The 23224-nt window shown below is 65.1% G+C and carries 20 protein-coding genes and 1 tRNA gene; 9 read left to right on the top strand and 12 right to left on the bottom strand.

Annotated features, from left to right (window positions below):
- Positions 1 to 73: 73 nt before the first annotated feature.
- The gene (locus tag DJ029_RS04810; RefSeq protein ID WP_112321162.1) at positions 74 to 1618 is read left to right on the top strand and encodes an ABC transporter substrate-binding protein; all 1545 of its coding nucleotides are present in this window, start codon (positions 74 to 76) and stop codon (positions 1616 to 1618) included.
- 182 nt (positions 1619 to 1800) lie between these two features.
- Entirely contained in the window at positions 1801 to 2907 is a 1107-nt protein-coding gene (locus tag DJ029_RS04805; RefSeq protein ID WP_112321161.1) for an AI-2E family transporter, read from the top strand.
- Positions 2908 to 2961: 54 nt separating this feature from the next.
- On the opposite strand, the gene DJ029_RS04800 is transcribed toward DJ029_RS04805, so the two are convergent.
- The 8 genes from DJ029_RS04800 to DJ029_RS04765 all read right to left on the bottom strand — a co-directional run bounded on the left by DJ029_RS04800 (position 2962) and on the right by DJ029_RS04765 (position 10009).
- Positions 2962 to 3804: a carbohydrate ABC transporter permease gene (locus DJ029_RS04800; RefSeq protein ID WP_232822965.1), complete on the bottom strand. Its 843-nt coding sequence runs from the start codon at positions 3802 to 3804 to the stop codon at positions 2962 to 2964.
- Positions 3801 to 4586, bottom strand: coding sequence for an inositol monophosphatase family protein (locus DJ029_RS04795; RefSeq protein ID WP_112321160.1), 786 nt, complete (start codon positions 4584 to 4586; stop codon positions 3801 to 3803). Before DJ029_RS04795 ends, DJ029_RS04800 begins: the two co-directional genes overlap by 4 nt.
- The gene (gene ugpC, locus DJ029_RS04790; RefSeq protein WP_112321347.1) at positions 4583 to 5659 is read right to left on the bottom strand and encodes a sn-glycerol-3-phosphate ABC transporter ATP-binding protein UgpC; all 1077 of its coding nucleotides are present in this window, start codon (positions 5657 to 5659) and stop codon (positions 4583 to 4585) included. Before ugpC ends, DJ029_RS04795 begins: the two co-directional genes overlap by 4 nt.
- A complete protein-coding gene (locus DJ029_RS04785) occupies positions 5659 to 6504 on the bottom strand; it encodes an ABC transporter permease subunit (protein WP_112321159.1) in 846 nt (281 codons plus the stop codon). Before DJ029_RS04785 ends, ugpC begins: the two co-directional genes overlap by 1 nt.
- 1 nt (position 6505) lies before the next feature.
- Positions 6506 to 7384: an ABC transporter permease subunit gene (locus DJ029_RS04780; RefSeq protein ID WP_112321158.1), complete on the bottom strand. Its 879-nt coding sequence runs from the start codon at positions 7382 to 7384 to the stop codon at positions 6506 to 6508.
- A 69-nt stretch (positions 7385 to 7453) separates the two neighbouring features.
- The gene (locus tag DJ029_RS04775; RefSeq protein WP_112321157.1) at positions 7454 to 8749 is read right to left on the bottom strand and encodes an extracellular solute-binding protein; all 1296 of its coding nucleotides are present in this window, start codon (positions 8747 to 8749) and stop codon (positions 7454 to 7456) included.
- Positions 8750 to 9159: 410 nt separating this feature from the next.
- Positions 9160 to 9246, bottom strand: a tRNA-Leu gene (locus tag DJ029_RS04770).
- A 43-nt stretch (positions 9247 to 9289) separates the two neighbouring features.
- Positions 9290 to 10009 carry a competence/damage-inducible protein A gene (locus tag DJ029_RS04765; protein ID WP_112321156.1) on the bottom strand — a complete coding sequence of 240 codons (720 nt, stop codon included), beginning with the start codon at positions 10007 to 10009 and terminating at the stop codon, positions 9290 to 9292.
- 50 nt (positions 10010 to 10059) lie between these two features.
- Between DJ029_RS04765 and sfsA the strand changes: the two genes are divergently transcribed.
- Both sfsA and map read left to right on the top strand, forming a co-directional pair.
- A complete protein-coding gene (gene sfsA, locus DJ029_RS04760; protein ID WP_112321155.1) occupies positions 10060 to 10767 on the top strand; it encodes a DNA/RNA nuclease SfsA in 708 nt (235 codons plus the stop codon).
- 80 nt (positions 10768 to 10847) lie between these two features.
- Positions 10848 to 11660, top strand: a complete 813-nt coding sequence (gene map / locus DJ029_RS04755) for a type I methionyl aminopeptidase (protein WP_370445224.1) — start codon at positions 10848 to 10850, stop codon at positions 11658 to 11660.
- Here map and DJ029_RS04750 read toward each other — a convergent pair.
- Positions 11617 to 12426: a hypothetical protein gene (locus tag DJ029_RS04750; RefSeq protein ID WP_112321154.1), complete on the bottom strand. Its 810-nt coding sequence runs from the start codon at positions 12424 to 12426 to the stop codon at positions 11617 to 11619. The genes map and DJ029_RS04750 overlap by 44 nt on opposite strands.
- Positions 12427 to 12619: 193 nt before the next feature.
- Here DJ029_RS04750 and radC point away from each other — a divergent pair, with 193 nt between their 5' ends.
- Complete coding sequence (radC, locus tag DJ029_RS04745) at positions 12620 to 13333, top strand: RadC family protein (RefSeq protein WP_232822984.1); 714 nt, start codon at positions 12620 to 12622, stop codon at positions 13331 to 13333.
- Between the two features lie 71 nt (positions 13334 to 13404).
- On the opposite strand, the gene DJ029_RS04740 is transcribed toward radC, so the two are convergent.
- Both DJ029_RS04740 and secA read right to left on the bottom strand, forming a co-directional pair.
- Complete coding sequence (locus DJ029_RS04740; RefSeq protein ID WP_157966269.1) at positions 13405 to 15975, bottom strand: hypothetical protein; 2571 nt, start codon at positions 15973 to 15975, stop codon at positions 13405 to 13407.
- Positions 15976 to 16281: 306 nt separating this feature from the next.
- Positions 16282 to 18993 carry a preprotein translocase subunit SecA gene (secA, locus tag DJ029_RS04735; protein ID WP_112321152.1) on the bottom strand — a complete coding sequence of 904 codons (2712 nt, stop codon included), beginning with the start codon at positions 18991 to 18993 and terminating at the stop codon, positions 16282 to 16284.
- 231 nt (positions 18994 to 19224) lie between these two features.
- On the opposite strand from secA, the gene DJ029_RS04730 reads away from it, so the two are divergent.
- The 4 genes from DJ029_RS04730 (at position 19225) to DJ029_RS04715 (ending at position 22039) form a co-directional block, all read left to right on the top strand.
- The gene (locus DJ029_RS04730; RefSeq protein ID WP_112321151.1) at positions 19225 to 20082 is read left to right on the top strand and encodes a peptidylprolyl isomerase; all 858 of its coding nucleotides are present in this window, start codon (positions 19225 to 19227) and stop codon (positions 20080 to 20082) included.
- Positions 20083 to 20088: 6 nt separating this feature from the next.
- The gene (argJ, locus tag DJ029_RS04725) at positions 20089 to 21327 is read left to right on the top strand and encodes a bifunctional glutamate N-acetyltransferase/amino-acid acetyltransferase ArgJ (RefSeq protein WP_112321150.1); all 1239 of its coding nucleotides are present in this window, start codon (positions 20089 to 20091) and stop codon (positions 21325 to 21327) included.
- Positions 21324 to 21722: an 8-oxo-dGTP diphosphatase MutT gene (mutT, locus tag DJ029_RS04720; protein ID WP_112321149.1), complete on the top strand. Its 399-nt coding sequence runs from the start codon at positions 21324 to 21326 to the stop codon at positions 21720 to 21722. Before argJ ends, mutT begins: the two co-directional genes overlap by 4 nt.
- A 137-nt stretch (positions 21723 to 21859) precedes the next feature.
- On the top strand, positions 21860 to 22039 hold the full coding sequence (locus DJ029_RS04715) for a hypothetical protein (RefSeq protein ID WP_112321148.1): 180 nt from the start codon (positions 21860 to 21862) through the stop codon (positions 22037 to 22039).
- A gap of 62 nt (positions 22040 to 22101) precedes the next feature.
- Here DJ029_RS04715 and hemH read toward each other — a convergent pair whose 3' ends face one another.
- Positions 22102 to 23202 carry a ferrochelatase gene (gene hemH, locus DJ029_RS04710; protein WP_370445223.1) on the bottom strand — a complete coding sequence of 367 codons (1101 nt, stop codon included), beginning with the start codon at positions 23200 to 23202 and terminating at the stop codon, positions 22102 to 22104.
- Positions 23203 to 23224 lie beyond the last annotated feature (22 nt).

The following is a 23224-nucleotide window of genomic DNA, read 5'->3' as shown; positions in this document are numbered from 1 at the left end:
CACCTTCTGCGCTTTCGCGCGACCAGCGCAAAGTCCCGGTCCACGGGGCGGATACCACATTTGGGAGAAATCGATGACTCTACTCACCCCCACCCGCCGCGAAGCGCTGATCTATGGCGGCGCGGCCGCCGCCGCGCTGAGCCTGGGCGTTCCCGCAATGTCCGCCCCCAAGAAGGGTGGCACGCTGCGCATCGCCATGGCGCATGGCTCTACGTCCGAGAATTACGATCCGGGCAGCTGGACCGCCGCCTTCGAACAGGTTTTCGCCGCCGCGCGCCATTGCTACCTGACCGAAGTGGCCGCCGATGGCACGCTGATCGGCGAAGTCGCGGAAAGCTGGGAAGGCTCCTCTGACGCGAAGACTTGGACCTTCAGGATCCGCAAGGGCATCACTTTCCACGATGGGCGCACGCTGACACCGCAGGATGTCGTGGCCTCGCTGAACTACCACCGGCGCGAGGGCAGCACCTCTGCCGCCAAAAACTTCGTCGATCCGATCACGGATATCCAGGTGGATGGCGACAACCTCGTGGTCTCGCTGGACGGGGGGAACGCGGATTTCCCGTTCATCATGTCCGACTACCACCTGCCGATCATGCCCGACGTGGACGGGCTGATCGACCCCACCTCCTCCATCGGCTGCGGCGGCTACATCGTCCAGTCGTTCGAGCCGGGCGTGCGCGCCTCGCTGTCCCGCAACCCGAACTACTGGAAGGAAGGCCGCGCGCATTTCGACGGGATCGAGATCCTCTCCGTGCTGGACCCCGCAGCGCGCCAGGCCGCGCTGATGACGGGCGACGTGGACGTGATCGATCAGGTCGACCTGAAGACCGTCGCGCTTTTCCAGCGCGCGCCCTCGGTCAAGGTATTGGCCACCACGGGCACGCAGCACTACACCTTCGCGATGGATACACGCGCCACGCCCTTCGCGGACAACAACGTCCGCCTTGCGATGAAGCACGGGATCGACCGGCAGGAGCTGGTGGACAAGATCCTGTTCGGCTACGGCGCGATCGGCAACGATCACCCGATCAGTTCCTCCCAGCGGTTCCATGCCGGTGACCTGGAGCAGAACAGCTACGATCCGGACAAGTCGAAGTTCTACCTCAAGAAGGCCGGGCTCGACAGCGTGAACGTGAAACTCTCGGCAGCGGACGCGGCCTTCGGGGGCGCGGTCGACGCGGCGGTCCTTTACGCGGAAAAGGCCCGTGCCGGGGGCATCAACATCGAAGTCGTGCGCGAGGCGAACGACGGCTACTGGTCCGACGTCTGGATGAAGAAGCCGTTCTGCGCCGTCTACTGGGGCGGCCGCCCGACCGAGGACTGGATGTTCACCACCGCCTATGCCGCGGACGCCGCCTGGAACGACACCTTCTGGAACAACGAGCGTTTCAACGAACTGCTGATCGCCGCCCGCGCCGAGGTGAACATGGAACGGCGCGCCGAGATGTACCGCGACATGCAGGACATCTGCCGCACGGACGGCGGTATGATCGTCCCGATGTTCGCCAGCTACGTGATGGCGCATTCCGACAAGGTGCAGACCCCCGAAACCGTCGGCGCGAACTGGACGCTGGACGGCTTCCGCGCGGTGGAACGCTGGTGGTTCAACGCCTGATCCAGCCCATTCCCGCAACAACGCACAGGGCGGCCACAGGGGCCGCCCTTTTTCGTGGGCCGCCGATCCGTGCCGACCACTGCCGCGTGTTGCGCCCGGAACCTTATGCTTGCCGGAAACGTTGGACGAAGTGTCGCTCCCCCTGAACGGGGCCGGCGGCAGGGCACGAGGGGGCCAGGCGCATGACAGATGAACGGATTTCACCGGCGGACGCCGGCGCAATCAGGCGATTGCTGACCGCAATCCTGATCCTGATGATCTTCGTCTTGGCCTATTTCGCGAAAGCAGTGGTTTTGCCCTTGGTGCTTGGCAGCCTTCTGGCGCTGACGCTCAGCCCGGTGGTCCGTGGCGCGGAACGGATGGGCATTCCCTCGGCGGTGACGGCGGGCACCTTCATCTTCGGCATGGCGGCAGCGGTCGGGTTGCTGGTGTTCATGATGGGCGACACCATATCGGGCTGGCTGGACCGACTTCCCGCCTTTGGCGACATGGTGCGGGAGCGACTGTCCTCACTTCTGAGTTCGGTGGAAGCGGTTAAGGACGCATCGGACGAGGTGGAAAAGATCGCCAATGGCGAAGGGAACGCGGTGCAGCGTGTTGCTGTCGAACGCCCGCCGCTTCTGGCGTCCGCTGTCAGCAATCTCGCGTCGTTCGTCACGTCGCTGGTGGTGGGGATGATCCTGGCATTCTTCATTCTGTCTTCTGGGAACATGTTCTACGTCAAGCTGGTGCAGGCGTTCCCGCGGATGCGCGACAAGAAGCGCGCCCTGACGATTGTTTACGATATCGAGCGGCGGATCTCGCATTACCTGCTGGCGATCACGGTCATCAACGCGGCGCTGGGGATCTGCATTGGCGTTGCGATGTGGGCCGTAGGCATGCCCTATGCCTATCTCTGGGGACTGCTGGCCTTTGCGCTGAACTACCTGCCGTTCATCGGTTCGATCGTCGGGGCCGGCATGGCCGCGGGGGTTGCCATCGTGACCTTCGACAGCCTGGCCTACGCGTCGTTGGTCCCGCTGGCCTACCTGGTCCTCACCTCGCTTGAGGCGCAGTTCGTGACGCCGATGGTGCTGGGGCGGCGGTTGCAGTTAAACACGGTTTCGGTGTTCCTGACGGTGATCTTCTGGGGCTGGCTCTGGGGCATTCCGGGGGCGCTGATGGCGGTGCCGGCCCTCGTGGTGCTGAAGGTCGTGTCCGACAATGTGGACGCCCTTGAAACGCTGTCGCGGTTCCTCAGCGGCCGCGACGATCCACGGATACGGGCCGCGCAGACGGACCTGACCTGAGCGGAAGAGGGCGGGGCTGGCCAACCCGTCGACCTTAGGGCTGCTGCAGGCCGCTCAAAAATGCGCCTTGTCGTCAGCCAGGGACCGAAAGAACCAGCGCTGAAAGGCAAAAACCAGCAACAGGGGTGGCAGGATCGACAGCGTGACCAGCGCCATGCCGGTGCCGCTTTCCTGCCCCACCAACCGGATGCCGCGCACCAGCGTGTAGCGCGTCTCGTCCGTCGCGATCATAAGCGGCCAGAGGTACTGGTTCCAGCCGATCATGAACGCCACGACGAAGATCGCGCCCCCCCGCCGCCAAGACAGGGGCAGGATGAAATCCACTAGGAAGCGCCATGGCCCGGCACCGTCCAGCTTTGCTGCCTCGAGGTATTCGTTGGGGAAGCTCAGGAACAGCTGGCGGAAGAACAACGTGCCCAGGGCCAGCGACAGGGCCGGCAGGACCATGCCCAGGTGCGTGTTGATCAGGTCCAGCGCGGCGGTGACCTGGAAGGTGGTGATGAAGCGGCTCTCCAGCGGCAACAGCAGGGTACACAGCGTCAGCCAGAACAAGAACGCCGCCAGCCGTATCCGGAAATACACCATGCCGTAAGCGGCCAGCAGCGACAGCGCCGTCGTGCCCACGGCGACGCCCAGCGCGATGATGAGCGAATTGGCCAGCATGTCCCGCGCTGTGATCTGGTCGGTGAACCCGGCCTGGAACTTCAGCACCCGCGTGTAGTTCGCCAGCGCTTGCTCCCCCGGCCAGAGTTGCAGCCCCTGCAGCCCCAGTAGGGAGGTCGTGTGCGTGGATGACGCGATCATGACCAGCACCGGGGCGATCAGGAACACCACGCCCCCGATCAGGATCAGGTGGGTGACAATCGCCTGAAGCCGGGCCCGTCGGGTCGCGCTCACGCGGTGTAGGCGGCGTCGGACAGCCGGACCAGCTGGTCGAAGACATCGGGCGAGGCGGCGACGACGCGCCCGCCGTGGGCCATCATGTCGGTACAGTCCTGCGCCTCGATCCGGCCGCCCGCCTCGGCGACCATCAACTGGCCGGCCATGCAGTCCCAGGCGTTCATGTGCGGCTCGGTGTAGCCGATCAGCCGACCCGCCGCGACATAGGCCAGCATCAACCCGCCGGAGGCGTTGCGGAAGAAGATCCCGCCCTCCTCCGCCAGCATCGCGACCATGCGCGGCGCCATGGCCGAAGGCGTCTTGCCGTTCATGCCGACGCCGACGCTGCCCTGGTGCAGACCTTCGGTGCGCGCCACGCCAAGGCGGGTGCCGTTCACGTAAGCGCCCTGACCTTCGGCGGCGTGGAACAGCTCGTCGCTGACGGGGTCGTAGATCACGCCGATCCGGGTCTTTCCGTCAAGAACCAGCGCCAGGATCACGCACCACTGGGGAATGCCGCTGACGAAATTCGCCGTACCGTCGATCGGGTCGATCACCCAGGTCCAGCCCGAAACCGAGGCTTTCGGGGCATGCTCCTCCCCCAGGATGCCGTCATCGGGGAAGCCGTCCGCGATCCGCGCGCGGATGAAGGTTTCCACCTCCAGGTCCGCGTTGGACACGAGGTCTTGCGTGCCCTTGGACTGGATGTCGAGGGCCCCGATATCGCGGAAATGGCGCAGCGCCAGCGCCCCGGCATCGCGTGCGATGGCGGTCGCGGCCTCAAGGCGGGCGTCGGTCACAACAGGCGCTCGCCCGTATCCTTCCGGAAGACGAAGGCGGCGGAGGGGTCGAAGCCCAGGCGCAACACTGTCTCCATCTCGGGCAGCAGGTCCTGCGGGCCCTTCAGGCAGATTTCCAGGTCGTCCCCCTCCGCATCGCGCGCGCCGAGCAACGCGCCGTAGACCAGGTTCTCGCCGCCGTGCTGCTCGACCAGGTCGACGCGCAGCTCGAACTGGCCCTCGGGATCGTGGCGCAGCATGTCGGGGCGCACGCCCAGCACCAGGTCGGTGTCCTGCGGCAGGTCCGCGAAGCCGGTGAAGGCGAGCGAGCCGTTGGACAGCTGGGTGCCGTCGTAGCGGACCGGCAGCAGGTTGATCTGCGGCGCGCCGATGAAGGACGCGACGAACAGGGTTTTCGGGTCGGAGTACAGCTCCATCGGGGCGCCCATCTGCTCGATCCGGCCCTCGTTGATAACGGCCAGCCGGTCGGCCAGCGTCATCGCCTCGGTCTGGTCGTGGGTCACGTAGATGCTGGTGACGTCCATGCGCCGCTGAAGCTTCTTGATCTCGATCCGCATCTGCACGCGCAGCTTCGCGTCGAGGTTGGACAAGGGCTCGTCGAACAGGAAGACCTGCGGGTTGCGCACGATCGCGCGGCCCATGGCGACGCGCTGGCGCTGGCCGCCGGACAGCTGGTTCGGCTGTCGGTCCAGGAACTGGTCGATCTTCAGCATCGCCGCCGCCTCGTTCACGCGGCGTTCGATCTCATCCTTGGGCATTTTCCGGTTCTTCAGCCCGTAGGACATGTTCCCGCGCACGCTCATGTGCGGGTAAAGGGCGTAGTTCTGGAACACCATCGCCACGTCCCGCTCAGAGGGGGAGACGTCGTTGATGACCCGGTCGCCGATCTTGATCTGCCCGTCCGAGATGCTTTCCAGCCCCGCCACCATGCGCAGCAGCGTGGACTTGCCGCAGCCCGACGGACCGACGAACACGATAAGTTCGCCGCTGTTGATCTGCATATCGACGCCACGGATGGCCTCTGCCCCGTTGGGATAGGTTTTGCGTACCGAATTAAGCGTGACGCCAGACATCATTTCTCACTTTCGACGAGGCCCTTAACGAACCAGTTCTGGAATATCAGCACGACCAGCACCGGCGGCAATGTCGCCAGGATGGTCAGTGCAAAGGCTTTCTGGAATTGGGGCAGCTCGCCGCCCTCGCTCAGCACCTGGTAGATCTGCTTGATGCCGATCACCAAGGTGTAGTTTTCCTCTTTCGTGGTCATGATCAGCGGCCAGAGGTACTGGTTCCAGCCGACCACGAACATGATGATCAGGATCGCCGCGATCATGGTTTTCGACAGCGGCACCAGGATATCGATGAAGAACCCCCAGGCCGAAGCGCCGTCAAGGCGCGCCGCCTCCAGCAGTTCGTCAGGAACCGATCGGAAGAACTGCCGGAAGAAGAACGTCCCCGTGGCCGAGGCAATCAGCGGCACGATCAGCCCGGTATAGGTATCGAGCAGCCCCATGCCGGCCACCACCTCGTAAGAAGGGATGATCCGCACTTCCAGCGGCAGCAGCAGCGTCATGAAGATGATCCAGAACAGCGGCACCGCCAGGCGGAAGCGGAAATACACGATGGCATAGGCCGCCAGCATGGAAATGATAACCTTGCCCACCGCGAAGCCAATGCCAAGGATCATCGAGTTCTTCATCATCGTGGTGGCGGTGACCTTCTTCATCACGCCGCCCTCGACGAACAGGACTTCCTTGTAGGTTTCGAAGAAATGACCGCCGGGCAGGATCTGAAGCCCCTCGCGCAGGATGGTTTCCGGCGCGTGGGTCGATGTTGCGAAGGCCACCCAGACCGGCAGCGTCATGAAGATGGCGCCGCAGATCAGGATCAGGTGTGTGGTGATTCCGGGACGTGTCATCTCAGTAATGCACCTTCTTTTCGATGAAGCGGAACTGGATCACGGTCAGGGCAAGCACCATCACCATCAGAACCACCGACTGGGCCGAGGACCCGCCGATATCCGCGCCACGGAAACCGTCCTGGAACACCTTGTAGACCAGCGTGTTCGTCGCGCCGCCGGGCGCGCCCTGCGTGGTCGTGTCGATGATGCCGAAGGTTTCGAAGAACGCGTAGGTGATGTTGATCACCATCAGGAAGAACGTCGTCGGCGCCAGTAGCGGGAAGGTGATCGTCCAGAACCGGCGGAACGAGCTCTTGCAGTCCATCGTCGCCGCCTCGGTCACCGACTTCGGAATGCCCTGAAGGCCGGAGAGGAAGAAGATGAAGTTCACGCTGACCTGTTTCCAGACGGAGATAAGCACAACGACGAAACCGGCGTCCACCGAGTCAAGCTTGTGATCGAAGTCGAAGCCGATGGTGTTCATGAAGGCGTAAAGATCGCCGATCAGCGGGTTGAACATCAGGTTGCCCATCAGCCCCGCCACGGGCGGCGCGATGGCGTAGGCCCACATCAGAAGCGTCTTGTAGGTGCTGGCGCCCTGGATCACCTCGTTCGCCTTTACCGCCAGCAACAGGGCGAGCGCCAGTGACAGGAATGTCACAAGAGCCGAGAAGACGAGCGTGAAACCGGCAGCCTGCAACCAGGCGTCCGAGAAGATCGTGTCGGTGTAATTGCGGAACCAGACGAATTGCGAGGACAGCCCGAAAGCGTCCTCAAGCAGGAACGACTGGTAGATGGCCTGCGCCGCCGGCCAAAGGAAGAAGATCACGATGATGATGATCTGGGGCGCGATAAACAGGTATGGGATAGGGCTGTGTTCAAACTGAACGCGCTTCATTAGACGCTCTTTCCGGACTAAAGGGGTGCCGGTCAGCGGCAGGATAGCCGCTGACCGGGCTTTTCAGGTTCAGTTCATCGTCGCATCGAAGCGGTCGAGCAGCGCGTTGGCTTCCTCTTCGATGGTGGCGAACGCCTCATCCACGGTCGCCTCGCCCGAGAAGATGTTGTCGACCTGGCTGTACATCACTTCACGGATCTGGACGTAGAAGCCAAGACGGTAGCCCTTGGTCCATTCGCCGCCCGGCTGGGTCAGCTGGATGATGCCGATTTCGGCATCCGGAGTGGTTTCGTAGTAGCCATCCGCCTTCGCCAATTCATAGGCGGCGTTGGTGATCGGAACGTAGCCGGTTTCCTTGTGCCAGAAGTACTGGATCTCGGGGCTGGCGAGGAACGACAGGAAGTCAGCGACACCCTTGTTTTCCTCTTCGTCCTTGCCCGACATCGCGAAGAGGGCCGCGCCACCGATGAAGGTGCCGTAGGGCTCATCCGTGAGCGACTTCCAGTACGGCAGGTAGGAGGCGCCGAACGCGAAGTCGGTCGAGGCGGCAAGCCCGCCGAACGAACCCGAAGAGCCGAGCCACATGGCCGTCTTCTTCTGCACGAAGGCATCCTGGTTGTCGCCCCAGGCCCGGCCGTAGAAACCGTACCAGCCGTTGTCGAGCCACTCCTTCACCTTCGTCCAGTGCATCTTCAGGGCGTCGTTGTTGTAGAGGATCTCGACATCCGTGCTGTCATAGCCGTTGTTGGCGGTGGCCATCTGGATGTTGTGACGCGAGTGGAAGTTTTCGGCGAAGATCCAGGGGCTGTGGCTTTGAGCCAGCGCCTGGTAGCCGGCGTCGGCGAATTTCGGGGCCATCTCCTCGAACTCTTCCCAGGTGGCGGGCGGTCCGTCGACGCCGACTTCGGCGAAGATGTCCTTGTTGTAGTACAGCAGCGGCGTGGAGGAGTTGAACGGCATGCCGATCATCTTGTCATCGCTGTCGGCGTAGAAATAGCGCACGCCCTCGATGTAGTCCTCGCTGTTGAAGCCGCCGGCGTGCTCGGCCATCAGGTCGGCAACCGGAATCGTCGCGCCCGGCGCGTTGATGATCGTCGCGGCACCCGCGTCGAAGATCTGGATCAGGTTCGGCTGCTGGCCCGCACGGAAGGCGGCGATCCCCGCCGTCATCGTGTCCTCGTAGCCGCCCTTGTAGGTCGGGATCAGGTTGTACTCGCTCTGGCTGGCGTTGTACCGGGCTGCAATTTCCTCGGTGACTTCGCCCAGGCGGCCGCCCATAGCGTGCCAGAACTCGATATCCGTCTGCGCGGCCAGCGGTGCTGCGACCGTCATGAATCCCGCGGTGACGAGTGATACGTATTTCATCAAAAGCTCCCTTGCTTTCGCCCTGTGTTAAGACAGTGCTGGTTCTTAGTGCGGGATTGTAACCGTTGCGCGACAGTTCGAACGATTTCCCCGCTTTTCCGGACCTCACCATTGGGCGTCCCGGCCCACCTGTCAATTGTTTTGCCCGATCTGGCCGGGAAAATCGGCGATAGGCCATTTTTTTCAATATCTTGCCGATCTTCAGAATTGGCAGCGCGATACGGGAAACCTACCCCGGAAACGGCTTCGGACCCGGCCGATCCGGGCGTGGTGCCGCAAGGTCGAACAACGTTTCCCGAAAACCGCCCCGCACACGGAGGCCAAGGCAGCGGCCCGGGGCGGGCGCTTATCCGGCGGGCCAAAGTAGGGTCGGACCGGCCCATGGCGCAGCTCGATTCCTGCCCTTGTTCTGGTGCGGACGGTGGGACTCGAACCCACACTTCCATACGGAAAACGGATTTTAAGTCCGTTGCGTCTACCGATTTCGCCACGTCCGCGCCGGGGGCGACCTTAGGGTCTGTCGAGCTCAAGGGGAAGAGCTCAGACCGTGAGTTCGCGCACCTCGTTCGTTGCGCCGTCCAGCGCCGCGCGGTCGGCGCTGCGCAGTACGATGTTGGTGCCGTAGCGTCCGTCGCGCTGGAACGGGTAGGAGCCGATGGCGACCTGCGGGAACCGCGCCTGGATCGCGCCCAGCGCCTCGGCCACGTCGCTTTCGCCGCGATCGATGCGCACGCTCTCGCTCATCAGGGGGGCGCCGCCGGTAATCGTTGGCAGCACGCTTTCTACCATGGCGTTAAAGACGCTGGGCACACCGGCCATCACGTGCACGTTTTCCATGGTGAACCCTGGCGCGCGGCTGACCGGGTTGTCGATCAGGCTTGCGCCTTCGGGGATGCGGGCCATGCGCAGGCGCGCGGGCGTCAGCGCGGCTTCGCCCTCGGGGTAGTTCTGGATCAGGGCCTGGCGGGCGTCCTCGCGCACGTCGATGGGGACGCCGAAGGCCTCGGCGATGCAGTCGGCGGTGATGTCGTCATGGGTTGGCCCGATCCCGCCGCTGGTGAAGACGTGGTCATGGGCGGCGCGCAGCGCGTTCACCGCCACCACGATCGCGGCGCGGTCGTCCGAGACGACGCGCACCTCGCGCAGGTCCACGCCCATGGCGCTGAGCCGTCCGGCCAGCGTGTACATGTTCGCGTCGCGCGTACGCCCCGAAAGGATCTCGTCGCCGATCACCAGCATCGCCGCGGTTGGATTTGCCATTCCTGCCTGCCTTTTCTTGCCTGTTCCCGATCCGCGCGCTAGCGAGGGGCATGACCTTCGACCGCCCTCTGATCCGCGCGACCCTATTGCGCAGATATAAACGCTTTCTCGCCGACGTCACGCTGGAAGACGGCCGCGAGGTGACGGCCCATTGCGCCAACCCCGGCGCGATGATCGGCGTCGCGGAACCTGGCGCCACCGTCTGGCTGGAACCCAACGACGACCCGAAGCGCAAGCTGAACTATTCCTGGAAGCTGATCGAGCTGCCCGGCGGGCATCTTGCGGGCATCGACACCGCCGTCCCGAACCGCGTCGTGGCCGAGGCGCTGGCCGCCCGCCAGGTGCCGCAGCTGGCCGCCTATCCCGATTTCCGCCCCGAGGTGAAGTACCGCGAGAAGAGCCGCGTCGATTTCCTGCTCAGCGGCCCCGGCCTGCCCGACTGCTACCTGGAGGTGAAGAACGTCCACCTGCGCCGGGACGGCGACTGGGCGGAGTTCCCCGACAGCGTGACCGCGCGCGGGGCGAAACACCTGGTCGACCTGTCGGCGATGGCGGGGGCCGGGCATCGCGCCGTCATGCTCTATATCGTGCAACGGACCGATTGCGCGCGGCTGCGGCTGGCGGCGGACCTGGACCCGACTTATGCGGCCGCCGCCAGCGCCGCGAAACGCGCCGGGGTGGAGATGCTGTGCCACGCCACCCATATCGATCGGGAGGGGGTCAGGATCGGCCCCGCCCTGCCCGTACATATCGACTAAACTCAGGTATTATCGGCACTTGAACTCTTAGCGCGCTTTGCCCACATTGCGCCCACCCCTGCATCCGAAAGGCATATCTCTTGGAAGGCATAACCATTGGCCATCTGAACCGCGATGGGATCCGCATCCATGAGCGGTCGCATTTCGAAGGCATGCACGCCGCCGGGCGCCTGGCGGCGCAGATACTGGACGACCTGGCCGTTCACGTCGTCCCCGGGATCGAGACGGCCGAGCTGGACCGCATCATCCACCAGATGGTGAAGGACGCAGGGGCCGTCTCGGCCACCGTGGGCTACAAGGGGTACAAGCACGCGTCCTGCATCTCGATCAACCACGTGGTCTGCCATGGCATCCCGTCAGACAAGAAGCTGCGCGACGGCGACATCCTGAACATCGACGTGACCGTGGTGCTGGACGGCTGGTACGGCGACACGAGCCGCATGTACGTGGCCGGCAAACTGTCACGCAAGGCAGAGCGGCTGATCGACATAACCCATGAATCCCTGATGCGGGGCATTGCCGCGGTGAAACCCGGCAACACCTTCGGCGACATCGGGCATGCGATCCAGTCCTACGCCGAATCCCATCGCTGCTCTGTCGTGCGGGATTTCTGCGGCCACGGGCTGGGGCGGGTGTTCCATTCCGCGCCCAACGTGCTGCACTACGGGCGGCCGGGCGACGGGCCGAAGCTGGAAGCCGGGATGTTCTTCACCATCGAGCCGATGATCAACCTCGGCCGGCCCGAAACCAAGGTCCTGGCCGACGACTGGACCGCGGTGACCAAGGACAAGTCGCTTTCCGCGCAGTTCGAGCATTCCATCGGCGTGACCGACGACGGATGCGAGATCTTCACCCTTTCCCCCGCCGGGCGCTTCCACCCGACCTGGGCCTGACCGCGCGCGCCAGGCTGCGCAGGCTACGCCTGTCCCACTGGCTGAGCCCGTCGAAACGCGGCACATCCTCAAGCCGGTAGCCGATGCGCGCTTCCTGGGCGAGGTCCAGTTCCTGACGGATGAAGGCCAGGTCCGTGGCGGAAATCCTTGGCATCTGGCGCGGAATATAGGGCTTTTCGGTCACCCCCTTGAAGGTGTTCACAGGCGTGTAGGGCTTCAGCGCGATGTCGAAGGTCTTTGCAATCGCCTCCAGCGTGGCGCGGGGGGCGCGGTTCATATCCTCGAAACGGATATAGACCATGCGCGACGGCATCCCGGCCATTTCCTCGAAATAGGCGATCTTGGCGTTGCGAAGCCGCATCGGGTTGGCGAAGTTGGTCTTTGCCTTTGGGTCCATGTCGGCGGTCGACGGCTCCTCGGTCCCGTCCTCGCGCTTGAAGGCGCCCCGCCATTCGTGCCGCAGGAAATCCGAAAAAGGCAGCCCCCGCATGCTGTCCGACAGGTCCAGCGGGCGGGCGTGCAGGCTTTGCAGCCAGCGCAGCGGGTGCCGGTAGACGAGGACGGTCAGAAGCCCCGGATCGGGGCTGTAGCGCCGGTCGATGAACCCGTGCTTCCAGCCATAGATCGGGCGGCGCTCCACGCCCTCAAGGTTGCGCAGCAGCATCTGGGTGACGAAATTGGTGCCAGAGCTGCGCTCGCCCAGCACCTGGAATCCGGTGACCGGATCACTCAGATTGCGCACCATGCGCGGCGATTGCCACTTCATGCCTTCGGCTCCGGTCCCTGACGCGTTTCCCGGTTTCTGGCGTATCCCGGCGGGGATTACCAGCCGGTTAAGCCGGCATTAACTCTGGGGCGGGCAAATGAGGGGTATGAGCCAGCGCACGCCCTTTCGCCGCCCCGATCCCGCCGCCCATGCCGGCGCGATGTCCGAAGCGCCGCTTCTGCCGCTGGAGCAGATGCCGGACCTTCCCGATGTGGTCGAACCGCCCGCCGCCACGGCGGCGCATAACGCCGACCACCGCGCGCGGCTGCGCGAACGCTTCATGCGGGCCGGGACCACCGCGCTGGCGGATTACGAGCTGCTGGAACTGGTGCTGTTCCGCGCGATCCCCCGGCGCGACGTCAAACCGCTGGCCAAGGATTTGCTGAAGCGGTTCGGGGACTTCAATCACACCGTCTCGGCCCCGCCGGCGCGGCTGGCCGAATTGCCCGGCGTGGGGGCGGCCGTCATCCAGGAGCTGAAGATCGTCGAGGCGGCGGCCCACCGGCTGGCCCAGGCCCGCGTCCTGAAGCGGGAGGCATTGGGCGGCTGGGATGCGCTGATGACCTATTGCAAAACCGCCATGGCCCACCGCGAGACGGAGCAGTTCCGCGTTCTCTACCTTGACCGGCGCAACGTTCTGATCGCGGACGAGGCGCAGGGCACGGGAACCGTCGACCACGTCCCCGTCTACCCGAGGGAGGTGGTCAAACGCGCGCTGGAACTCGGCGCCTCGGCGCTGATCCTGGTGCACAACCACCCCTCCGGCGACCCGGAGCCGAGCGCGGCGGACATCACCATGACGCACAAGGTCGCCGATGCGGCGGATGCGCTGGGGATCGTGCTGCATGACCACGTCATCATCGGCAAGGCCAGCGATACCAGCTTCCGCGCGGCGGGATTGATCTGATGCCCCTGCGACGGCTCAGCTGCGGGCGCGCGCGGGTCGATGGCCCCTGCGTCACGCGACCGCGGCCTGACTCAGCGGCTGGATGCCGTGACCACCGGATCAAGGCCGACGTGGCGGGTCAGCACCTCTGCCCCGGCACAAACGCTGCGCTCCAGTTGCAGGGTCAGCGCGGGGTCAAGCTCGGTCCCGGCGGAACGGACCACCCTGATCACCGGGGGCCGGTCACAGGCGGCGGAGTCCTCGGCCAGGGAAAGGCCGAAATCGATCTCGCCCTCCTTGGTGCGCAACGACTGGAAGATGGTATAAACCTCCGCGCGCACACCCTCCCCGCTTTCGGGGCCCAGGTTGGTCAGGTAGCCGCCACCGCTGCGCCGCGCGAGCCGGTAGTTGCGCGGATTGCCGGACCAGATCTCGTCATCCGAGCCGGGCGCCGCGCCGAACTCACGCGCGTAGAGGTCGAAATCCACCGGGTCGGACCAGACGACCGCGACACGGGTCATGCGGTTCAGGCTCTCGACCGCATGGCGTCCGACGGCCACGGCCCCGTCCGGAAATCCGACACGGACCACCGCGTTCGTCTCCATCGCGGGAACGACGAAATTGGCGAAGCCGTCGGCATCTGTTTCGGCCGTGAAGGCCAGCCCCGCATGCTCCACAAGGAAGGATGTGTCCGGCCGGCAGGGCGAGGACAGCGTCGCGACCAGTTCCGCCCCGACCTGCACCTGGAGCGAGAAATCGACCTCGCACAGGTCCGCAGCGCCGCTGGAGGACCCGCCGATGTCGGGCAGACCCAAGGTCGCCCCGTTTTCCAGGCCGATCGCGGGCGGAAGGCTTGCGATTTCCACCTCCGGCTCGGTTTCGGCGGGGGCAGGGGTGATTTCCTCATCGAGGGCGGCATCGGACTCCACGGCCACGGGGGGCTGCGTCGCGGGCTGGGGCTTCAGCACGAAGGCGGTATCGCCCCTGTCCAGCGCGGCAACGACCGTGGGCGTCTTGTCGACGCTAGGCGGGCGCACGGTTTTTGGCCCGACAAGGCCCGTATCGCCCGGCCCGGTCCCCACATCGATGGAGACGCGGCCAAGCTGCTGCACGTCGGAGACGCCGATCGGGCGCGGCGCGGAGTTCCCCGCGATGGAGGCGCTGACCGTCGGTGCGGATTTCTCCGGCCCGAACAGCGCCTTGGCGGCGGAAACCGTCGCGCCGAGGACGGTGTTGCTGCGGGCGAGGCTGGCCAGAACGCCGCTATCCTCGTCATGGCGCGGTACTGGGGCGGCCAGAACCGTCGGCTCGGCGACCTGGGCTTCCGGCGCGCGGCCGACCGCTTCCACCTCGGACGGGCGGGACGGCGGGGATTGCGGGTTCAGCACCGGACCGCCGGGCGCTTCGGGCGTGATCGCGGCAAGGCGCGTTTCGTCGGGCGCGGACTCGTCGCGCGGCGCGTCGGGCGTGCCCGGCATCGCGATCCGATCCGCGGGTGCGGCGTCCACCGCGCCCACCTCGACCGTCCCGGCGGGGGCGTCGACACCGGGCGCGGAACGCTCACCCGCGGGCAGTTGCAGCGACGCGATGGGGCGGGTCGATTCGCCCGTCGGCACGCGCGGCGCGGCGGCGGAGCCCGGTTCGGTGGTCTGCGCATCGGGGGCGAGCGCGACCTCCTGTCCGGAAAGGGCCATTGGGCGCGCGACCTGCGGGGAATTCGGGGCGCTCGCCACCAGCGTCGCGGGGGAAGCGTCCCCCTCGTCGGCGGCGGGAGCCTTCATCGGCGCCGTCTCTGCGGCGATTGCAGGCGTCGCGGTCGGCATGGGGCGTTCGGGGCGGATGAACCCCGGCTGTGGCGAGGTTACCGACGGGCTGGCAGAGGCCAGCGCCGTGGGCGCGGCGCCGCGCGGGCCCCGGTCTGGGGCGGCATCGGACGCCGCGGCGACCGCGATGCCCGATCCTTCGCCGGAAATCTCGGGCGCGGCCATCGTGGCCCCCTCGATCGCGACGCGCCCGGCCCGGGCAGATGTGTTGGAGACGGTCACCGCGCTGTCGGAGCGGTTCGCGGCGGTCACCACCGGACCGGCGCTTTCCTCGTTCAGGCGGCGGATGTCCTCCGTCGCCTCGCGGGGCGTGATCACGTCCGAAGCGTTGGGCAGGCTCAGGCGCATCGGGCGCGCCATGGCGATCTGCGGCGCTTCTTCCGGGGCCTGGCCCTGAACGATAAGGTCCACGATCACCGGCGCATTCGGGTCGTTCGACGGACGCTCACGCGTGACAAGCCTGTCCTGGTTGCCGTTGTCATCGATGTTGAGGATGTTCAACGAGATCTTAACGACCTCGCAGTTGTCGTCGTAGGGCACGCAATACGCCAGGTCGAGCGCGCCGCGGCAGCTGCTGCTGTCGGAATACTGGACAGCGCCGTTCACGGCCATTGCCGTGCCACACTGGGGCTGGCGCGTCACCTGAAGGGTGGCGGGATCGATCTTTTCGGAATTCGTGTCGTTCAGCAGCACGTCCAGCGACTGCACCCGGCCCGCGCGCAGGGTGAACTGGTCGGGCTTGGGCTGGTAGGACCCGGAGCCGGAGAAAAGGGAGTTGTCGCCGCCGGTCACGATTGCGCCCACACCTAGCAGCAACAGCATCGCCGTGAGAATCGTCATGAAACGATCGTCAAGTTTCACAGCGCGTACCTCCACCCCAAAAATTCAAGGCCAGTGTTGGCCAAAAACGCTTTTCTCGTAAGCCTTTAGGCTCAGAACTTCATGCAGTGCGGTTTTTACACAACATCATACAAGACGTCGGCCATACTAACGCACAACACCCCATATATAGCCGCACACTGGGGCTTAATTATGAATAGCGCCCCCAATTCAAGCCACAATCCAGACACTTAGGGCAGAACCCCCGCCCCAATCCTGACGCAATTATGCCCGCCGTTTTCGCGAAGGCAAGGGCGGGAAAGGCCCTCAGACCTGGCCGTGGCAATGCTTGAATTTCTTGCCCGAACCGCAGGGACAGGGCTCGTTCCGGGCGGTATTCGCCCATTCCGCAGGCATTTCATCCACCGCGACATCGGACTGCGCCTCAGCGCCCGTGGCCGGATCGCCCGCGCCGGAGACCGACCCGGCGGCCGCTTCGGCAGCGATTCGCTGCTGCTCCTGCAGCTGGGCGACAAGCGCTTGCTGCTCCTCGGCGGTCATCAGCTTCAGGTGGGACAGCTGGCGGCTGACGTCGATACGCAGGCGGTTCAGCAGGTTTTCGAACAGCGTGAAGCCTTCGGTCTTGTACTCGTTCAGCGGGTCGCGCTGTGCATAGCCGCGGAAACCGACGACCGAGCGCAGATGATCCAGCGTCAGCAGATGGTCGCGCCAGTTCTGGTCGATCGTCTGGAGAAGCACCTGCTTTTCCACCTTGCGCATCGTCTCGGGGCCGTATTCGGCGACCTTCTTGGCCATGGCCTTGTCCGCCTCGGCCATGATCCGTTCGCGGAAGACTTCGTCGTCGACGCCTTCCTCATCGGCCCAGGCGATGATCGGCAGGTCCAGGTTGAACAGGCGCATAACCTCGCCGTACAGGCCCTGAACGTCCCACTGGTCGGGGTAGGCCTTGGGCGGGATATGCTCATGCACCAGGTCGTCGATGACCTGGTCGCGCATGTCCTTGACCATATCCGACACGTCGTCGTCTTCCATGATCTCGCGGCGCTGCTCGAAGATGGTCTTGCGCTGGTCGTTCATCACGTCGTCGAACTTCAGCAGGTTCTTGCGAACCTCGAAGTTGCGCGCCTCGACCTTCTTCTGGGCCTTTTCCAGCGCCTTGTTGATCCAGGGGTGGATGATCGCCTCCCCCTCTTCCATGCCGAGCTTGCCGAGCATGGAATCGAGGCGTTCCGACCCGAAGATGCGCATCAGGTCGTCTTCCAGGCTGACGTAGAACAGCGTCTTGCCCGGATCGCCCTGGCGGCCGGAGCGGCCCCGCAGCTGGTTGTCGATGCGCCGGCTTTCGTGACGCTCGGTGGCGAGGACGAACAAGCCGCCCGCGTCCAGCGCCTTCTGCTTGGCTTCGGCGATCTTGGCGGCCGCGGCCTCGCGGATCGCGACGGGGTCCGCATTCTCGGCCTCGGCCTCGATCTGCGCGCGGATCTGCAGATCCATGTTGCCGCCGAGCTGGATATCGGTCCCGCGCCCGGCCATGTTGGTGGCGATGGTCACCGCGCCGGGCACACCGGCGTTGGCGATGATCTCGGCCTCCTGCTCGTGGAAGCGGGCGTTCAGCACCTTGTGCGGCACGCCGGCGGCATCCAGCATCTTGGACAGCATCTCGGACTTCTCGATGGAGATGGTACCCACCAGCGTCGGCTGGCCCTTTTCATGGGCCTCTTTCACACGCTCGACCACTGCGGCGTATTTCTCGCGCTGGGTGCGATAGACGCGGTCGTCCAGATCCTCGCGGCGGATCGGCTTGTTGGTCGGGATCTCCACCACGCCGAGGTTGTAGATCGTCTTGAATTCCTCGGCTTCCGTCTGCGCGGTGCCGGTCATGCCGCCGAGCTTTTCATACAGGCGGAAGTAGTTCTGGAAGGTGACGCTGGCCAGGGTCACGTTTTCCGGCTTGATGTTCACGCCTTCCTTGGCTTCCAGCGCCTGGTGCAGCCCGTCCGACAGGCGGCGGCCTTCCATCATGCGCCCGGTGAACTCGTCGATCAGCATGACCTCATCGTTGCGCACGATGTAGTCCTTGTCCTTGGTGAACAGCTTGTGCGCGCGCAGGCCCTGCGTGACATGGTGCACCAGCGTCGTACTTTCGGGATCGTAGAGCGAGGCGTCCGGCTCCAACAGGCCGGCGGCTTGCAGGCGCTGCTCGATGAACTCGTTGCCCGCGTCCGTCAGGTTGGTCGCCCGGGTCTTTTCGTCCAACTCGTAATGCTCTTCGGTGACCTCGGGGATGATCTGGTTGATCCGGGTGTAAAGCTCGGTGCGATCCTCCGTCGGGCCGGAGATGATAAGCGGGGTCCGCGCCTCGTCGATTAGGATCGAGTCCACCTCGTCCACGATGGCGAAGTAATGGCCGCGCTGGAACAGGTCCTTCAGCTCGGACTTCATGTTGTCGCGCAGGTAGTCGAAGCCCAGTTCGTTGTTCGTGGCATAGACCACGTCGCACCGGTAGGCGGCGCGCTTCTCGTCGCTGTCCTGGTTCGGCACGACCACGCCGGTGGTCAGGCCCAGCGCGGAGTAGACCGCGCTCATCCATTCCGCGTCACGCCGCGCCAGGTAGTCGTTCACAGTAACCACGTGCACGCCGCGCCCGGTCAGCGCGTTCAGGTACACGGGCAAGGTCGCCATCAGCGTCTTGCCCTCACCCGTCTTCATTTCCGAGATGTTGCCCTGGTGCAGGAAGATCCCACCGATCAGCTGCACGTCGTAGGGGCGCAGGCCAAGCGCGCGAAACGCTGCTTCGCGCGCGTTGGCGAAGGCTTCGGGCAGCAGCGCTTCGAGGCTTTCGCCGTTTTCGTGGCGCTGTCTGAATTCCGCCGTCTTGGCAAGGATCTGCTCATCACTGAGCGCCTGGAATTCGGGCTCCAGCGCGTTGATGCGATCCACGAGTCCGCGCACAGATTTGACCTTGCGGTCATTGGGCGTGCCGAACACCTTCTTTTGCAGCGATCCTAGGCCAAGCATAATCGGTTCCGTCTTTCTGTCTGGCCCTGGAAGGCGGGCCGATGCGGCGCCGGGGGCTGCGGGCGTCCGTGCCCGTCCGTCGAAAGCGGTCCTGAGGGAAGGAAAGGCGGGCACGCGCACCCCCGGAAGGGTTGAGGCCCATGTAAGCGGCGTGTAGTGACGTGTCAACGCCGCCCCCTGTCACGGGGGCCCGATACACCGCGCCGCAGGCGCAAAGAAAGAGAGATACAGATGATGTTCAGACCGATTTTCGGCGCCCTGACCGCCACGATGATCCTTGCTGCCCCCCTGCCCGCGCTGTCCCAGGAAGAGCTGAGCGCCGACACCGTCGTCGCCCGTGTCGGGGATGCCGAAATCACCATGGGCCACGTGCTGGCCCTGCGCACCCAACTGCCCGAGCGGGTCGCCCAGATCCCCGATGACGTACTGTTCGGCGCGATCGTCGATCAGCTGGTCGACCAGCACCTGCTTGCCGAAGCCGTGATCGCCGAGGGGCCCCTGCCCCGCGCGCTGGAACTGCGCGCCGAGAATGAGCAGCGCGCGCTGATCGCCTCGTCCCGGATCGAAGAGTTGCTCGCCCCCGCCGTGACGCAGGAGGAGTTGCAGGCCGCCTATGACGCGGCCTTCGCCGAATTCACTCCGCAGAAGGAATACAACGCCTCGCACATCCTCGTGGAAACCGAGGAAGAGGCGCTGGCCATCGTCGAGGAGCTGAACGGCGGTGCGGATTTCGCCACGCTGGCGCAGGAAAAATCCACCGGCCCCTCCGGCCCCAACGGCGGGGAACTGGGCTGGTTCGCCACCGGGCGGATGGTGCCGGAATTCGAGCAGGAGGTGATCTCGCTCGAGCCCGAGACGATCTCGGCCCCGGTTGAGACCCAGTTCGGCTGGCATGTCATCCGCCTGAACGACGTGCGCGACACCACGCCGCCGCCGCTTGAGGCCGTTGCCGACGACCTGCGCCAGAGCGTGCAGGCCCAGCGCATCGCCGACAGCGTGGCAGAGCTGCGCGAAGCCACCCCGCCGGAGATCTTGACGGAAGGTATCGACCCGGGCGAAGTGCGCAACGACGCACTTCTGGCGGAGTAACACACCATGGCTGGCAAGCTTCCCGTTTCCCCCCTCGCCCCGGCGGGCGGGTTTCCCGCGCTCCCCGAAATCGACGGGGTCCGCTTTGCCGCCGCCGAGGCCGGGGTGCGATACCAGGGGCGGCTGGACGTGATGCTGGCCGAGATCTGCCCCGGCGCGTCGGTCGCCGGGGTGTTCACCCGCTCGGCAACCCGCGCCGCGCCGGTGCTGCGCTGCGAGGCGTGCCTGGCGACGCCGCCGGTGCCGGATGCGGGCTTCGCGATCCTCGTCAACTCGGGCAACGCGAACGCCTTCACCGGCAACAACGGCTTTGACGCCGCCGAAGCCACCGCCACCGGCGTGGCAGAGGCGCTGTCGATCCCGGCGAGCCATGTCTACACCGCCTCCACCGGGGTGATCGGCGAGCCGTTGCCCGCCGAGCGCATCACTGCGAAGCTGGGGGAGTTGGCCGCCAACCTGTCCTCCGCCGCCGGGGAACTGGCCGCGCGGGCGATCATGACGACGGACACCTTCCCCAAGGGCGCAGCGGCCACGCTGACCCTTGGCGGGCAGACGGTGAACATCGCCGGTTTCGCCAAGGGCTCGGGCATGATCGAGCCGGACATGGGCACGATGCTGGCCTATGTCTTCACCGACGCGACGATCCCGCAGCCCGAATTGCAGGCGATGCTGCGCCGGCTGACCCACGTGACGTTCAACGCGATCACCGTGGACAGCGACACCTCCACCTCGGACACGCTGATGCTGGTGGCAACCGGGAAGAGCGCCCGCCCCGAGGGCAAGGACCTTGAGGCGTTCGAGCAAGCGCTGCACGGCGTGCTGCTGGACCTGGCGCAACAGATCGTGCGCGACGGCGAGGGTGCCTCGAAATTCGTCGAGATCCGGGTGAGCGGCGCGGCCAGCGACGCCTCGGCCAAGGTGATCGGCAAGGCGATCGGGAATTCGCCGCTGATCAAGACCGCCATCGCGGGCGAGGATCCGAACTGGGGCCGCGTCGTCATGGCCATCGGCAAGGCGGGCGAACCGGCAGAGCGGGACCTGATCACGATCCGCTTCGGCGACATCCTGGTGGCCGAAAGGGGCTGGGTCAGCCCCACCTATACCGAGGCCGACGGCGCCGCCTACATGAAGCGGGACGAGCTTGTCATCTCGGTCGACCTCGGCCTCGGGGACGGGCAGGCAACCGTCTGGACCTGCGATCTGACCCACGGCTACATCTCGATCAACGCCGACTACCGCTCGTGAAGGTTGTCCTCGTCTCGGCGGTGGCGCTGATCGATCCCGACGGTCGCGTGCTTCTGGCACAGCGCCCCGAGGGCAAGTCCATGGGCGGGCTGTGGGAATTCCCCGGCGGCAAGGTCGAGCCGGGGGAAACCCCCGAAGCCGCCCTGATCCGCGAGCTGCACGAAGAGCTGGGCATCGACACCTGGCAAAGCTGCCTTGCGCCGCTGAGCTTCGCGTCCCACAGCTACCCGGACTTCCACCTGCTGATGCCCGTCTTCGCCTGCCGCAAGTGGAACGGAACGCCCATGGGCAAGGAAGGCCAGGCCCTGCGCTGGGTGCGTCCGAACAAGTTGCGCGACTATCCCATGCCGCCCGCCGACCTGCCCCTTATTCCGGTGCTGCGCGACTGGCTGTAAGCGCCTCTGTCCGTGCCGATTTCGTCACGGTCACGTGTTTCCCGCCCAATTGTATTTGACGCGACGTTTCGTTACATCATAATTACTGTATGTGATCGGACGTGAGCAGATCCGGTCTCGGTAACGGGAGAACCGGAATGGTACAGACCATAGTGACGTCGTCGCATATCTCTGTGCAGGGCGAGTTTGTCAAAAGGCTGAGCGACGGCCGTATCGTCGTCCGCGTCGGGGATGCGAAGTTCGTGGGCCACCCGGTCGCCCGCGCTGTCGAAGCGATCCGCAAGCTGGGCATCGTCAAGACCCCGACCCCCGCGTAAAGCCCCGCAAAGCCCCCCCGGCAAGGCCCAGGGGAGCATCGTGCACACCGGCGGCGCGCGCCTTAGCCCTTGCGCGTGACCCAGCCCGAAAGCTCGGACTCGATGATCGCCATCATCATGGCGATATGCGCATCATCGTCGTTGAGGCAGGGAATATAGGTGAAGCTTTCGCCGCCCGCTTCCTCGAAGCTTTCCTTGATCTCTTCGTTGATCTCTTCAAGCGTTTCGACGCAATCGGACGAGAAGGCCGGCGCCATGATGGCGATGTTCTTCTTTCCCGCCTCGGCCAGTCTTGCGACTTCTTCCACGGTATAGGGCTGGAGCCATTCCTCCGGCCCGAACTTTGACTGGAAGGTGGTCTTGATGTCGTCCTCACCCCAGCCCAGGCGTTCGCGCAGCAGGCGCGTCGTCTTCTGGCACTGGCAGTGGTAGGGGTCGCCCTCCATCAGGTAGCGCTGCGGCACGCCGTGGTAACTGGTCACCAGCAGGTCCGGTTTCCTCTCCAGCCCGGCGTAGGCGCGTTCCACCGACTTCGCCAGTGCATCGATATAGAGCGGATGGTCGTAATAGGCCGAGACCGTCCGGATCGACGGCTGCCAGTTCATCTTCATCAGCACCCGGAACGCCTGGTCGCAGGCGGTCGCCGTCGTCGGCGCCGAATATTGCGGATAGAGGGGGAAGAAGACGATCCGCTCACAGCCCTGGTCCTTCAGACGCTCGATCACGTCCTTGGTCGAGGGGTTGCCGTAGCGCATGCAGAAATCGACGATCACGTCATCGCCGTAGCGCGCCTGCACCTCCTCGGCCACCTTGGCGGCCTGGTTGCGGGTGGTGGTCAGCAGCGGGCTTTCGTCGGCCTCGGTGTTCCAGATTCCGCGATACGCCTCGCCACTGGAAAAGGGGCGCTTGGTCAGGATGATCAGCTGCAACAGGGGCTGCCAGAGCCAGGGCGAATAATCGATCACCCGCCGGTCGGACAGGAACTCGTTCAGGTAGCGGCGCATCGACCAGTAGTCGGTCGCATCCGGCGTGCCGAGGTTGGACAGAATCACGCCCACCTTCGCCCTGGCGACGGAGGGGTGATCGGACGGCGCGTGGCTCAGACGCCCTTCACCGGCATGGACGGGACATTTCTTTTCAGCAGGCATCTGCGCGTCATACATGAGGAATTCCTGACGGTCTAAT

The organism is Oceanibium sediminis (assembly GCF_003265325.1).
GTDB lineage: Bacteria > Pseudomonadota > Alphaproteobacteria > Rhodobacterales > Rhodobacteraceae > Halovulum > Halovulum sediminis.
Note: the sequence above shows the minus strand (reverse complement) of the source record. Positions and strands in the feature narration are given on the sequence as shown.

What these genes read in the sequence shown, in the direction of transcription:
- DJ029_RS04810 (WP_112321162.1), top strand. Translation starts at nt 74, where the DNA reads ATGACTCTACTCACCCCCACCCGCCGCGAAGCGCTGATCTATGGCGGC.
- DJ029_RS04805 (WP_112321161.1), top strand. Translation starts at nt 1,801, where the DNA reads ATGACAGATGAACGGATTTCACCGGCGGACGCCGGCGCAATCAGGCGA.
- ugpC (WP_112321347.1), bottom strand. Translation starts at nt 5,659, where the DNA reads ATGTCTGGCGTCACGCTTAATTCGGTACGCAAAACCTATCCCAACGGG.
- DJ029_RS04785 (WP_112321159.1), bottom strand. Translation starts at nt 6,504, where the DNA reads ATGACACGTCCCGGAATCACCACACACCTGATCCTGATCTGCGGCGCC.
- DJ029_RS04780 (WP_112321158.1), bottom strand. Translation starts at nt 7,384, where the DNA reads ATGAAGCGCGTTCAGTTTGAACACAGCCCTATCCCATACCTGTTTATC.
- DJ029_RS04775 (WP_112321157.1), bottom strand. Translation starts at nt 8,749, where the DNA reads ATGAAATACGTATCACTCGTCACCGCGGGATTCATGACGGTCGCAGCA.
- DJ029_RS04765 (WP_112321156.1), bottom strand. Translation starts at nt 10,009, where the DNA reads ATGGCAAATCCAACCGCGGCGATGCTGGTGATCGGCGACGAGATCCTT.
- sfsA (WP_112321155.1), top strand. Translation starts at nt 10,060, where the DNA reads ATGACCTTCGACCGCCCTCTGATCCGCGCGACCCTATTGCGCAGATAT.
- DJ029_RS04750 (WP_112321154.1), bottom strand. Translation starts at nt 12,426, where the DNA reads ATGAAGTGGCAATCGCCGCGCATGGTGCGCAATCTGAGTGATCCGGTC.
- radC (WP_232822984.1), top strand. Translation starts at nt 12,620, where the DNA reads ATGCCGGACCTTCCCGATGTGGTCGAACCGCCCGCCGCCACGGCGGCG.
- DJ029_RS04740 (WP_157966269.1), bottom strand. Translation starts at nt 15,975, where the DNA reads ATGACGATTCTCACGGCGATGCTGTTGCTGCTAGGTGTGGGCGCAATC.
- secA (WP_112321152.1), bottom strand. Translation starts at nt 18,993, where the DNA reads ATGCTTGGCCTAGGATCGCTGCAAAAGAAGGTGTTCGGCACGCCCAAT.
- DJ029_RS04730 (WP_112321151.1), top strand. Translation starts at nt 19,225, where the DNA reads ATGATGTTCAGACCGATTTTCGGCGCCCTGACCGCCACGATGATCCTT.
- argJ (WP_112321150.1), top strand. Translation starts at nt 20,089, where the DNA reads ATGGCTGGCAAGCTTCCCGTTTCCCCCCTCGCCCCGGCGGGCGGGTTT.
- DJ029_RS04715 (WP_112321148.1), top strand. Translation starts at nt 21,860, where the DNA reads ATGGTACAGACCATAGTGACGTCGTCGCATATCTCTGTGCAGGGCGAG.
- hemH (WP_370445223.1), bottom strand. Translation starts at nt 23,202, where the DNA reads ATGTATGACGCGCAGATGCCTGCTGAAAAGAAATGTCCCGTCCATGCC.